This window comes from Pseudomonas sp. WS 5532 (genome assembly GCF_012985445.1).
Taxonomy (GTDB): domain Bacteria; phylum Pseudomonadota; class Gammaproteobacteria; order Pseudomonadales; family Pseudomonadaceae; genus Aquipseudomonas; species Aquipseudomonas edaphica.
Genome location: NZ_JAAQWK010000014.1, coordinates 122822 through 134906, shown reverse-complemented (window position 1 = coordinate 134906; position 12085 = coordinate 122822). Strand labels below are relative to the sequence as shown.

Annotated in this window: 10 protein-coding genes, 4 tRNA genes and 1 riboswitch; of the genes, 4 read left to right on the top strand and 10 right to left on the bottom strand. The window is 58.7% G+C overall.

The features are described 5' to 3' along the window. Positions 1-30: 30 nt before the first annotated feature. Together HBO23_RS22615 and HBO23_RS22610 are read right to left on the bottom strand one after the other, a co-directional pair. Positions 31-1422 carry an MFS transporter gene (locus HBO23_RS22615; protein ID WP_017138393.1) on the bottom strand — a complete coding sequence of 464 codons (1392 nt, stop codon included), beginning with the start codon at positions 1420-1422 and terminating at the stop codon, positions 31-33. A gap of 282 nt (positions 1423-1704) precedes the next feature. Then, positions 1705-1781 (bottom strand) — tRNA-Arg (locus HBO23_RS22610). Positions 1782-2106: 325 nt separating this feature from the next. Here HBO23_RS22610 and HBO23_RS22605 point away from each other — a divergent pair. The 3 genes from HBO23_RS22605 to HBO23_RS22595 all read left to right on the top strand — a co-directional run bounded on the left by HBO23_RS22605 (position 2107) and on the right by HBO23_RS22595 (position 3244). Continuing rightward, a complete protein-coding gene (locus HBO23_RS22605; RefSeq protein WP_099548206.1) occupies positions 2107-2334 on the top strand; it encodes a hypothetical protein in 228 nt (75 codons plus the stop codon). An 11-nt stretch (positions 2335-2345) separates the two neighbouring features. Next, the gene (locus HBO23_RS22600; RefSeq protein WP_170039824.1) at positions 2346-2525 is read left to right on the top strand and encodes a PA3371 family protein; all 180 of its coding nucleotides are present in this window, start codon (positions 2346-2348) and stop codon (positions 2523-2525) included. Between the two features lie 392 nt (positions 2526-2917). After that, complete coding sequence (locus HBO23_RS22595) at positions 2918-3244, top strand: Arc family DNA-binding protein (protein WP_003193592.1); 327 nt, start codon at positions 2918-2920, stop codon at positions 3242-3244. A gap of 123 nt (positions 3245-3367) precedes the next feature. Here the strand turns inward: HBO23_RS22595 and mgtE are convergent, their stop codons facing one another. The 8 genes from mgtE to ltaE all read right to left on the bottom strand — a co-directional run bounded on the left by mgtE (position 3368) and on the right by ltaE (position 11108). Next, complete coding sequence (mgtE, locus tag HBO23_RS22590; RefSeq protein ID WP_017138415.1) at positions 3368-4810, bottom strand: magnesium transporter; 1443 nt, start codon at positions 4808-4810, stop codon at positions 3368-3370. Positions 4811-5149: 339 nt separating this feature from the next. Continuing rightward, positions 5150-5226, bottom strand: a tRNA-Arg gene (locus tag HBO23_RS22585). A gap of 72 nt (positions 5227-5298) precedes the next feature. Beyond that, positions 5299-5375 (bottom strand) — tRNA-Arg (locus HBO23_RS22580). A 108-nt stretch (positions 5376-5483) separates the two neighbouring features. After that, a tRNA-Ser gene (locus tag HBO23_RS22575) sits at positions 5484-5574 on the bottom strand. A 62-nt stretch (positions 5575-5636) separates the two neighbouring features. After that, the gene (gene csrA / locus HBO23_RS22570) at positions 5637-5825 is read right to left on the bottom strand and encodes a carbon storage regulator CsrA (protein ID WP_003175645.1); all 189 of its coding nucleotides are present in this window, start codon (positions 5823-5825) and stop codon (positions 5637-5639) included. Between the two features lie 174 nt (positions 5826-5999). Beyond that, positions 6000-7241 carry an aspartate kinase gene (locus HBO23_RS22565; protein ID WP_017138417.1) on the bottom strand — a complete coding sequence of 414 codons (1242 nt, stop codon included), beginning with the start codon at positions 7239-7241 and terminating at the stop codon, positions 6000-6002. Positions 7242-7338: 97 nt separating this feature from the next. Next, on the bottom strand, positions 7339-9957 hold the full coding sequence (gene alaS, locus HBO23_RS22560) for an alanine--tRNA ligase (protein ID WP_138450939.1): 2619 nt from the start codon (positions 9955-9957) through the stop codon (positions 7339-7341). A gap of 146 nt (positions 9958-10103) precedes the next feature. Next, the gene (gene ltaE / locus HBO23_RS22555) at positions 10104-11108 is read right to left on the bottom strand and encodes a low-specificity L-threonine aldolase (protein WP_138450940.1); all 1005 of its coding nucleotides are present in this window, start codon (positions 11106-11108) and stop codon (positions 10104-10106) included. Between the two features lie 182 nt (positions 11109-11290). Then, positions 11291-11460: riboswitch (FMN riboswitch) on the top strand. A 114-nt stretch (positions 11461-11574) separates the two neighbouring features. On the opposite strand from ltaE, the gene HBO23_RS22550 reads away from it, so the two are divergent. Next, the gene (locus HBO23_RS22550) at positions 11575-12084 is read left to right on the top strand and encodes a 6,7-dimethyl-8-ribityllumazine synthase (RefSeq protein WP_003233516.1); all 510 of its coding nucleotides are present in this window, start codon (positions 11575-11577) and stop codon (positions 12082-12084) included. Position 12085: the final 1 nt, after the last annotated feature.

Sequence of the window (12085 nt, the reverse complement as noted above, 5' to 3'; positions counted from 1 at the left end):
GATCCTGATGGGATCTGCCCGTTTTTGCTTTCAGGGGCGTGCCCTACTCAAGTCGTGGGGATGCTCGTCCGGCCCCAGAGGCTCCGGCGGCCCTTCAAAAGCCGGTTCATCCGCGGGTTGTTGCGGGTCAGTTTCGATTTCAGGTTCCGGGTCGGGCACCACGCTCTGCATTTGCTCCTGCACCACCGCTTCATCCACCCGCGGGTCAAGGCAGGCCACCAGCGGCGAGCTGGACATGCTGTCGGGCATCGCCACGTGATGCAGCGGCGCATCGTCCACCTGATGCAGGTTAGTCACCGCCTTCGGCCGGATCCGCCATACCAGGACCAATGCACACAGGCTGAAAAAGGCGTACAGCATGTGGCTGCCGAACAGCTTCATCACCACACCCGCCAACAGCGGCCCGACACTCGCGCCGATGCCGTAGGTCACCAGCAACATGGCCGTCAGCGACACGCGGCGATCACCTTCCACATGGTCATTGGAGAACGCCACAGCCAACGGATACAGGCAGAACTGCACCAGCGAACACAGGAAGCCAGCCACAAACAGCACTTCCAGCGGCACTTGGGTCATCACGGCCAATGGCAACGCCGCCACCGCCAGGCACAAGGCAAAGCAGCGAATCAGCAAGGCGCGATCATAGCGGTCCGACAACCAACCCAATGGCCACTGCACCAACAGACCGGCAAAGATGCAGCTACCCATGAACAGACCGACCTGCTCGGTGCTCAAGCCTTGCTGCGAGGCATACAACGGCGCCAGGCCGTAGAACGAGCCAACGATCAGCCCCGCGCCCAGCACCGTACTCAGCGACTGCGGCACACGCTTGATAAAGAAGCGCGGCTCCATAGGCGCAGGGTGCAGCGGCGCCGGGTGAATGCGTCGGGTCATGGCCACCGGCACCAGGCACAAGGCAAAGCACAGCGCCACCAGCATGAGCAATTCGAGGCCAAGCTGCGGGTGCATGACCAGGATCAACTGACCCAATACCAACCCGAGATAGGAGGCGATCATGTAGCCGCTGAACACCACGCCGCGCTGCTTGGCGTCCGCCTGCTCATTGAGCCAGCTTTCGATAACCATGTACTGGCACATCATCCCCAGGCCCACGATCATCCGCAGCACAATCCAGGCCGGCAGCCAGTTGATGAGGCCGTGGCCCAACACCGCCGCGCCGACAATCCCGGCACAGGTGGCATACGCGCGAATATGCCCGACGCGGGCAATCAGGCGATGCCCGATCTTGCCGCCCAGCACCAGGCCGAAGTAGTTGGCCGCCATCAGCGCACCCACCCACAGGCTGTCGACGTGGTCGGCTGCCAGACGCAAGGCAAGGTAAGTGCTGAGCAGGCCGGACCCGATCAACATCATCAAGGAGGCGAAATAAAGGGCTCGAAAAGATTTCCAGATCTGGCGCATCGGCGTTCCGAGCGGCTCCTTGCAGTGAGGGACAGGGCTATCAGCATGATAGTCCGGGGTTGCCGGGAGCGGACAGACGCAGCGGGCCGTTTTCCGGGGAATATTTTGCTTAATCGTTCAGACGCTGCCTGGCCGCATGCAAGGTACATATGCAACGTACAAAAGCGACGAGAAACACACTGCGCACCTGCTGTGAACCCTGATAGGCGGCAAGGTTCGACCGGTGTTGCAGGCACGCACAAAAAAGCCCTGCCAGGACAACCTGTGCAGGGCTTTTGAAGATGGTGTCCCAGGGCCGGTTCGAACGGCCAACCTTCCCCTTAGGAGGGGGATGCTCTATCCAATTGAGCTACTGGGACAAATGACAGCCATCGGGCACGGGGCACAGCGACGGACGGCGTGCATGTTAACGGCCAAGGTGGGTTTTGTCATGTCGTCCGTGGGCTTTTTGAGTGTAGGCCGATCCTTGTTCGACCGAGGCCCGCGTTGCCCCGCAGCCACGGGGCCTGGATGCTGTCGTGCAAAATGCATTACCCCAAAATGCCATCATTGCAAATTGCAACCCGACGCCGCTTTAAAGTAGACTCAAGTCATTGATTTTAATGAAATAATAGATTGGCACGGGACCTGCAATACTTCTCCTACAAACCCATCCAGCCACGGCGTTTAGCGGAGAACATGACCATGAACAGTGCCCTTCTGTTAGCCCTCAACACCATAGCCTTGGCTGCACTGGTGATGTTTCATTTCCAATCCACCGGCAGTAATGATCCTGCGCAACTTAGCCAGGCCGTGCCGCACCATCTGCAACAACGCCCGCAATTGGCGGTGATGACGCCCAACGCGCAATCGCCGGTACGCCTGACCCAAGGCACCCAGACTGCACCGGCATCCGAACATTGGGTTTTCTAAGGACGCCATTCATGAGCAAATCCGCCTGGCTGTTTTTATGCCTGACTGTCGCCACTGGCCTCCTGGGCCTGGGCGCCAGCTCCGAAGATGGACAAACTGCTGCAATGGTCGCAGCCGGCGTATTCACGAGCCTGCTTGTGCTGACGCTTTTCATGGGCCGCAAAATCAAATTCGACCCCGTTTTGCGGTAATCTCTGCGCCACCTCCCTCCCTCGACCTTATGTCGCCCCGCCCTAGCAAATCGGCAAATTGCCACTAGTCTTAAAGATAAGGGCAAAAGGCCACTTTGCTTTAGGATATGCGGCCTCAATCCCTGCGCGAGCCTGGACTTACGGGAAGTTCCCCAGAGGAATGACGCGTTGAAAAGTTTTCCAACCAGTCCGCAAAAATGCAAATGAGTGCTGGCATTAAGCCTTTAGTCAGTTCAATATTTGTCACAGAATTGACGCCAAGGAAATGTCAAATCTGAGGCATGATGCGGCCTCTTTGCAATTCGGGTTGAACTTTGGTCGTGAGCCTTGTCTTAACACTCATCTTGCGGCCAATTCCAAAAACCGCTCCCCTGAACTAACCGGTTAAATATATGCGCCCATTGAAACAGGCAATTTATTCCAGCCGTACGGCTGACAAGTTCGTCGTACGTCTGCCAGACGGAATGCGGGAACGCATTGCCGAGGTGGCTCGCAATCATCACCGCAGCATGAACTCCGAAATCATCGCGCGCCTGGAGCAGAGCCTTATTCAGGAAGGTGCGTTGGGCGAAGAGTTGAGCATGCGCCTGGACAGCCCTGAGCTGTCACTACACGAACGCGAACTGCTGCAGCGTTTTCGTCAGCTCTCCCACCGCCAGCAAAATGCTCTCGTCTCGCTTATCGCGCACGACGTTGAGGCGGCCGCAGAAGCCAATTGATCTGCAACTGAAAGCCGAAGCCAGCGCTATGCTGGCTTTTTTTTGCGTGAAATTTGAGGGCACCGCAGAGGGCTTGTGTGGGAGCGAGCTTGCATTTGCTAGCAAGCCCGCCCCCACAGGGGATCAGAGCAGAAAGATCGTCGCCAGGCCCAGGAAGATGAAGAAGCCACCGCTGTCGGTCATGGCCGTGATCATCACACTGGCACCCATGGCCGGGTCGCGCCCCAGGCGTGCCAGTGTCATGGGGATCAACACGCCCATCAACGCCGCCAACAGCAGGTTGAGGGTCATGGCAGCCGTCATCACCACGCCCAGCGACCAACTGCCATACAGCAAGTAGGCCACCACGCCGATCACCCCGCCCCACACCAAGCCATTGATCAGGCCCACGGCCAATTCTTTGCGCAACAGGCGCGAGGAGTTGGCCGTACTCACCTGGTCCAGTGCCATGGCACGCACAATCATGGTGATGGTCTGGTTACCGGAGTTACCCCCAATACCTGCCACGATCGGCATCAGCGCCGCGAGGGCGACAAGCTTCTCGATGGAACCTTCGAACAACCCGATCACGCGCGAAGCGATGAACGCCGTGATCAGGTTGATCGCAAGCCACGCCCAACGGTTATGCAGGGAGCGCCAGACTGACGCAAAAATATCTTCCTCTTCACGCAGACCCGCCATGTTGAGGACTTCGGTTTCACTCTCTTCACGAATCAGGTCGACCATTTCATCGATGGTCAAACGGCCAATCAGCTTGCCGTTCTTGTCGACCACAGGCGCCGAGATCAAGTCATAACGCTCAAATGCCTGGGCAGCCTCGTAGGCGTCTTCATCCGGGTGAAAACTCACCGTATCGCTGGCCATCAGATCCGCTACTTTCTTTTCCGGATCATTGACCAGCAGGCGCTTGATCGGCAACACGCCCTTGAGAATGCCTTCGTAGTCGACCACGAACAGTTTGTCAGTATGGCCCGGCAGCTCTTTGAGCCGACGCAGGTAACGCAAGACCACTTCCAGGCTGACGTCTTCGCGGATGGTGACCATCTCGAAGTCCATCAATGCGCCGACCTGATCCTCGTCATAAGACAACGCGGAGCGCACACGCTCACGCTGCTGGCTGTCGAGGGCCTCCATCAACTCATGGACAACATCACGCGGCAGCTCAGGCGCCAGGTCAGCCAGTTCGTCGGCGTCCATCTCCTTGGCAGCGGCCAGGAGCTCGTGATCGTCCATGTCGGCGATCAGGGTTTCACGGACCGAGTCGGATACTTCAAGGAGGATGTCGCCGTCGCGGTCAGCCTTGACCAACTGCCACAGGGTCAGTCGATCATCGAGTGGCAAGGCTTCAAGAATATAAGCGACGTCGGCGGAGTGCAGATCATCGAGCTTGCGTTGCAGCTCAACGAGGTTTTGCCGGTGAACCAGGTTTTCGACGCGGTCGTGGTGCGGACCTTCCTGGCGGTGCGTGAGGTCTTCGACCACGCGCTGACGCTGCAGCAGCTCGATGACTTGAGCCAGGCGATCCTGCAGGCTGTCTTGTGTTTTCTTTACTTCTACTTCGGTCATAGGCGAACTCCACTCCCAGCAGCGGGGCACGCCGGAAGGATCAATCAGTCAATTCATGATTGGTAAAACGGGGTACTGAGCAACTACTGGGTAAGTCCATGGAGGTATTCCACAAGCCCCGGCGGGGCTGACGGGCGCAATGATACACGCTGCGCGCGCTTTAAACGTTAAAAAACTGGAAAGAACAAGCGCTTGCGAGCCAAAGCTGAGCATTGGCTGCATCTATGAACTGCGACGACACAGCCCGAAAGGAAAACACATGAGACAGGAGAAAGAGTTGAAATCCTACACAAACCCCAGACGGCAAAAAGCCCGCACTAGGCGGGCTTTTTGTTTGTATGGTGCACTCGACAGGATTCGAACCTGTGACCGCTCGGTTCGTAGCCGAGTACTCTATCCAGCTGAGCTACGAGTGCAGATTGTGTTTTTAGACCAGATCACAACTGGTTGAAGCCAAGTCACCTGCATTGCTGCAACTGACTCTTAAATGGTGCACTCGACAGGATTCGAACCTGTGACCGCTCGGTTCGTAGCCGAGTACTCTATCCAGCTGAGCTACGAGTGCATTTGTTGCCGCGCATTATAGGCCGTTCAATCTCTATGTAAAGCTATTTTTTCGTTTAATTTCAACAACTTAGCGAAAAAACCAGATTGCAACGTACTAAGCAAATAATGGCGGAGAACGGGGGATTCGAACCCCCGACACCCTTTTGAGGTGTACTCCCTTAGCAGGGGAGCGCCTTCGGCCACTCGGCCAGCTCTCCGCAACACGGGGCGTATATTAACCACGTTCATCCCCGTTTGCAAACATAAAAAACGATAAAAATTAAAGGCTTGGTTCTTCGTCCTTCTCTTTCTTGATCCGCAGGTAGATTTCCTCGCGGTGGACAGCTACCTCTTTCGGAGCGTTAACCCCGATACGTACTTGATTGCCTTTGACGCCGAGCACGGTCACGGTGATTTCGCCATCACCGATAATCAGGCTTTCTGCGCACCGACGAGTCAGAATCAGCATAGCTTTCACCTCACGCATTTCAGTTCAGGAACAACAGTCTGCAAAAAAAAGGCGTTCGACCTACAACCTGATGGCCATAGCCCTAACGACCTAAGTATTGTCGAGCGCACGCAAAAGACCATGCGCTCCACAAAAAATGAAAGGCGCGGTATACCGCGCCTTCCTGGTATCGCATCACTCGCCCGGTCGGGCCGGAGCGTCCAGCTCAAAAGCGGTGTGCAGTGCGCGCACTGCCAGCTCCAGGTACTTCTCTTCGATCACCACCGAGACTTTGATTTCCGAGGTGGAGATCATCTGGATGTTGATGCTTTCCTTGGCCAACGCCTCGAACATGCGGCTGGCAACGCCGGCATGGGAACGCATGCCCACGCCCACGATCGACACCTTGGCAATCTTGGTATCCCCGACCACTTCACGGGCGCCAATCTCGCTCGCGGTGTTCTGCAGGATACGCTCGGCAGCATCGTACTCGTTGCGGTGCACAGTGAAGGTGAAATCGGTGGTGTTATCGTGCGAAACGTTCTGCACGATCATGTCGACTTCAATGTTCGCGCCACTGATAGGGCCGAGGATCTTGAACGCCACGCCCGGGGTGTCTGGCACGCCACGGATCGTCAGCTTGGCTTCATCGCGGTTGAAAGCGATGCCGGAAATGATCGGCTGTTCCATGGATTCCTCTTCATCAATAGTAATGAGGGTGCCCGGACCCTCTTTGAAGCTGTGCAATACGCGCAGCGGAACGTTGTACTTGCCGGCGAACTCCACCGCGCGGATCTGCAACACCTTGGAACCGAGACTGGCCATTTCCAGCATCTCTTCAAAGGTGATCTTGTCCAGGCGCTGGGCCACGGACACCACACGTGGGTCGGTGGTGTACACGCCGTCCACGTCAGTATAGATCTGGCATTCATCGGCCTTGAGCGCCGCTGCCAGCGCCACGCCGGTGGTATCCGAACCACCACGCCCGAGGGTGGTGATGTTGCCCTGCTCATCCACACCCTGGAAGCCTGCTACAACTACCACGCGGCCGGCTTTCAGATCTGTGCGGATTTTCTGATCGTCAATCTGCAGGATGCGTGCCTTGGTATGCGCGCTGTCGGTGAGGATGCGCACCTGGCTACCCGTGTAGGACACTGCCGGCACACCACGCTTGTTCAGTGCCATGGCCAGCAAGGCAATGGTTACCTGCTCGCCGGTGGACACGATCACATCCAGCTCACGCGGCAGCGGCTGTTGGTCACCACTGATTGCCTTGGCCAGATCGATCAGGCGATTGGTTTCGCCGCTCATGGCCGACAGCACCACCACCAGGTCATCGCCGGCGTCGCGGAATTTCTTAACCTTGTCGGCGACCTGCTCGATTCTTTCGACAGAGCCGACCGAGGTGCCTCCAAATTTCTGTACGATCAAAGCCATTTCTAAGCCGCCTCAGCCCGTAAAGGGGCGCCCAATAAACAAATCGTCCAGCACCCAAACGAGCCCATGACTAGACCATGGGCTCATTAACAGTGCCTTAAATGCCGGCCTCGACAAACGGCACGGTCAGGGCCAGGGCCGCGTCCAGGGAGCCTGCGTCTACACCACCGCCTTGCGCCATGTCCGGACGACCACCGCCCTTCCCGCCCACTGCCGCAGCGGCTTGCTTCATCAAATCACCGGCCTTGAGTTGGCCAGTCAGGTCTTTGGTTACACCGGCAACCAGAACGACCTTTTCCTCATGGACACCGCCGAGCAGGATCACTGCGCGGCCGAGCTTGTTCTTCAACTGATCGACCAAGGCCAACAGCGCCTTGCCGTCCTGGCCGTCCAGGCGCACAGCCAGTACTTTCACGCCCTTGACGTCCAGCGCGGAGGCCGACAGATCGTCGCCCGCTGCGCTCGCCGCCTTGGCTTGCAACTGCTCCAGCTGTTTTTCCAGTGCGCGGTTGCGCTCCAGCACGGCCGACAGCTTGTCGATCAGGTTGTCGCGGCTGCCCTTGACCAGGCCGGCCGCTTCCTTGAGTTGTTCTTCAGCCGCATTGAGGTAAGCCAGGGCCGCAGCACCGGTGACCGCTTCAATACGCCGTACACCAGAGGCCACGCCGCCTTCGCTGATGATTTTCAACAGGCCGATATCGCCCGTACGGTTAGCGTGGATACCGCCACACAGTTCCACCGAGAAGCTGCCGCCCATGCTCAGTACGCGCACTTCGTCGCCGTACTTCTCGCCAAACAGCGCCATGGCGCCTTTCTTCTTGGCGGTTTCAATGTCGGTTTCTTCGGTTTCAACCGGGGTATTCTTGCGAATCTCGGCGTTGACGATGTCTTCCAGCGCCTTGATCTGCTCAGGCTTGATCGCTTCAAAGTGGCTGAAGTCGAAACGCAGGCGCTGGCTATCGACCAACGAACCCTTCTGCTGCACATGCTCACCCAGCACTTGGCGCAACGCAGCGTGCAGCAAGTGAGTGGCAGAATGGTTCAAAGCAGTTGCATGCCGCACGTCGGCATCGACTTGAGTGTCGACCGGAGCACCGACCGTCAGGTTGCCCAACACCAGCACACCGTGGTGCAGGAACGCGCCGCCGGTCTTGGTGGTGTCACGCACTTCAAAACGCCCGGAGGTCGAGCTCAGGAAACCACAGTCACCCACCTGGCCACCGGATTCGGCGTAGAACGGCGTCTGGTCGAGGACCACCACCGCTTCGTCGCCTTCGCTCAATACGTCGACCGACTTGCCATCTTTGTAGATGGCCACGATCTTGGCCGCGCCAACGGTCGCCGCGTAACCGGTGAACTCGGTGGGCACGTCAACCTTGACCAGGGTGTTGTAGTCCAGGCCAAAGGAGCTGGCGGAACGGGCACGCACGCGCTGGGCTTCCATCTCACGCTCAAAACCCGCCTCATCGATGGTCAGCTCGCGCTCACGGGCGATGTCGGCGGTCAGGTCCATCGGGAAACCGTAGGTGTCATACAACTTGAACACTACATCGCCCGGCACCACGGTGCCTTTGAGTTCAGCCAGGTCCTGCTCGAGGATCTTCAGGCCGTGCTCCAGGGTCTTGGAGAACTGCTCTTCTTCAGCCTTGAGCACGCGCTCGATGTTGGCCTGCTGCTGCTTGAGTTCCGGGAAGGCATCGCCCATCTCGGCGACCAGCGCGGCAACGATCTTGTAGAAGAAGCTGCCGGTGGCGCCCAGCTTGTTACCGTGGCGGCAGGCGCGACGGATGATGCGGCGCAGCACATAGCCGCGGCCTTCGTTGGACGGCAGCACACCGTCAGCGATCAGGAAACCGCACGAACGGATGTGGTCCGACACCACCTTGAGCGAAGACTGGTTGTCATTGGCGCAGCCAATGGCGGCCGCCGACGCGCTCAGCAGGTTGGTGAACAGGTCGATTTCGTAGTTGGAATGCACGTGCTGCATCACCGCACTGATCCGCTCCAGGCCCATGCCGGTGTCCACCGACGGCGCCGGCAGCGGATGCAACACGCCATCGGCGGTGCGGTTGAACTGCATGAAAACGTTGTTCCAGATCTCGATGTAACGGTCGCCGTCTTCTTCCGGCGAGCCCGGTGGGCCGCCCCAGATGTCGGCGCCGTGATCATAGAAAATCTCGGTGCACGGGCCGCACGGGCCGGTATCGCCCATGGTCCAGAAGTTGTCGGAAGCGTAAGGCGCGCCCTTGTTGTCGCCGATGCGAATCATGCGCTCGACGGGCACACCGATTTGCTGGGTCCAGATGTCATAGGCTTCGTCGTCGGTCGCGTAGACCGTGACCCAGAGCTTTTCCTTGGGCAGCTTCAACACGCCGGTCAGGAAGGTCCAGGCGAAGGTAATCGCATCTTTCTTGAAATAGTCGCCGAAGCTGAAGTTACCCAGCATCTCGAAGAAGGTGTGGTGGCGAGCGGTATAGCCAACGTTTTCCAGGTCGCTGTTCTTGCCGCCGGCGCGTACGCACTTCTGGCTGCTGGTGGCGCGGGTGTAGGCGCGCTTTTCCTGGCCCAGGAAGCAGTCCTTGAACTGGTTCATCCCCGCGTTGGTGAACAGCAGGGTTGGGTCATTGCCTGGGATCAAGGAGCTGGAGGCTACACGGGTGTGGCCTTGCTCTTCGAAGAAGCGAAGGAAGGCTTCACGGATTTCTGCGCTTTTCATTAGGTTCTTCCACGGAGTCTGCGGCCAAAGGCCAGTGCGCAACATCATCAGACGGAGCGACGGCAAAGGGCCGCATTATATCGGCCCTTTGCCGGTGGTACAGCGTGTTTATGCGATAGAAACAGTCAATTAGACGGTCTGCACGATCATTTTCGGGAAAACTCGACAAATGTCTGCACCACCTGCTCCATCTGCACTCGGCTGACATCCAGGTGAGTGACCATGCGCAGACGCGGCGCGGCGCTCAACTTGATCCCGCGTTCGGCGGCAAAGGCCTTCAGCGCCTGGGCCTGATCGCCAATCTGCACGTACACCATGTTAGTTTGCACCGGCTCCACTTCAAAGCCTGCGTCGCGCAGTGCATCGCCCAGCCATTGGGCGTTGGCGTGGTCATCCGCCAAGCGCTGCACCTGATGATCCAGGGCATACAAGCCCGCCGCCGCCAGCGAGCCGGCCTGGCGCATGCCGCCACCGACCATCTTGCGCAGGCGCCGCGCCTTGGCGATCAGCGCGGTGGAGCCGCACAGCACCGAGCCGATCGGCGCGCCGAGGCCTTTGGACAGGCAGACCGACACCGAGTCGAAATGCTGGGCAATCTCCCGCGCATCCACACCGAGCTTCACCGCCGCGTTGTAGAGTCGCGCGCCGTCCAAGTGCAAGGCCAGGCCATGTTCACGGGTAAACGCCCGCGCTTTCGCCAGGTACGCCAGCGGCAGCACTTTGCCCTGCATGGTGTTTTCCAACGCCAACAGGCGGGTGCGGGCGAAGTGGAAATCATCGGGCTTGATCGCCGCCAGTACGTGGTCCAGGTCCAGCGAACCGTCGGCTTGCACCTCCAGCGGCTGCGGCTGGATCGAGCCGAGCACCGCCGCGCCACCGCCTTCGTATTTGTAGGTGTGGGCCTGCTGGCCGACGATGTATTCCTCGCCACGCTCACAGTGGGCCATCAAGGCAAGCAGGTTGCTCATGGTGCCCGTCGGCACAAACAACGCAGCGGCAAAGCCCAGGCGCTTGGCCAGTTCGGCTTCCAGATGGTTGACGCTCGGGTCTTCGCCGTAGACGTCATCACCGCTGACGGCAGTGGCCATCGCGTTGAGCATGCCGGCGGTGGGTTGGGTCACGGTGTCGCTGCGCAGGTCTATGACGGTCATCCGGGGGCCTCTGAATAGGGTTGTCGTATTGACGATTACTGCGGGCAAAGCCACGCAATATCAAGCCCCACGTGCATTCAATCGAATACCAACCAAACAAACCGATATAGGTTATCGATACGGCGATCGTGCAGTTTCTGAAAAAGCATGTTAAAAACTCTCCGCCGCCAGGGTTCTGGCGGCAACGTTCTCAGGGCGGGGTGTAATTCCCCACCGGCGGTAATTGCACGCAATGTGCATAGCCCGCGAGCGCTTGGCGCCTCGAACTGCTCACGCAGGACGGCGACAAGGTCAGCAGACCCGGTGTGATCCCGGGGCCGACGGTCATAGTCCGGATGAAGAGAGAACGGGATTGGCACCCAAGGGCCGCGCGCTGAACTCATGCCTGCATGATGCCGCTGTTCGTACCCTTGAAATCCCATTCGATTCATAACGCCCTGTTTTTTTCTTAAACAGGAGTCAGAACATGCAACCCACCGCAATCGACAGCAAAAGCAAAAACCACCACGGCGAGCGCGTCGCATTTATCCAGGCCTGCTGGCACAAGGATATTGTCGACCAATCGCGCAAAGGCTTCCTCGCCGAAATGATCGCCCAGGGCTACCAGGAATCGGACATCGATTTCTTCGAAGTCGGCGGCGCCTTCGAAATGCCCCTGCACGCCAAGCTGCTGGCCAAGACCGGCCGTTACGCCGGCATCGTCGCCGCGGCATTGGTGGTGGACGGTGGCATCTACCGCCACGAATTCGTCGCCCAATCGGTGGTCAGTGGCCTGATGCAGGTGCAGCTGGAAACCGAAGTGCCAGTGTTCTCCGTATCCCTGACCCCGCATCACTTCCACGCGGGCAGCGAGCACCACACCTTCTTCTACGAGCACTTCGTACACAAGGGCCAGGAAGCCGCGCGCACGTGCGCCGACACGCTGCACAAGGTGCGTGCGATCCGTCGCAGCGAGCCGCGTGCTGTAGCGGTCTAAG

Coding starts and splice junctions, on each gene's coding strand:
- alaS (WP_138450939.1), bottom strand. CDS start 9,957: ATGAAAAGCGCAGAAATCCGTGAAGCCTTCCTTCGCTTCTTCGAAGAG.
- mgtE (WP_017138415.1), bottom strand. CDS start 4,810: ATGACCGAAGTAGAAGTAAAGAAAACACAAGACAGCCTGCAGGATCGC.
- HBO23_RS22605 (WP_099548206.1), top strand. CDS start 2,107: ATGAACAGTGCCCTTCTGTTAGCCCTCAACACCATAGCCTTGGCTGCA.
- ltaE (WP_138450940.1), bottom strand. CDS start 11,108: ATGACCGTCATAGACCTGCGCAGCGACACCGTGACCCAACCCACCGCC.
- HBO23_RS22595 (WP_003193592.1), top strand. CDS start 2,918: ATGCGCCCATTGAAACAGGCAATTTATTCCAGCCGTACGGCTGACAAG.
- HBO23_RS22565 (WP_017138417.1), bottom strand. CDS start 7,241: ATGGCTTTGATCGTACAGAAATTTGGAGGCACCTCGGTCGGCTCTGTC.
- HBO23_RS22615 (WP_017138393.1), bottom strand. CDS start 1,422: ATGCGCCAGATCTGGAAATCTTTTCGAGCCCTTTATTTCGCCTCCTTG.
- HBO23_RS22550 (WP_003233516.1), top strand. CDS start 11,575: ATGCAACCCACCGCAATCGACAGCAAAAGCAAAAACCACCACGGCGAG.
- HBO23_RS22600 (WP_170039824.1), top strand. CDS start 2,346: ATGAGCAAATCCGCCTGGCTGTTTTTATGCCTGACTGTCGCCACTGGC.
- csrA (WP_003175645.1), bottom strand. CDS start 5,825: ATGCTGATTCTGACTCGTCGGTGCGCAGAAAGCCTGATTATCGGTGAT.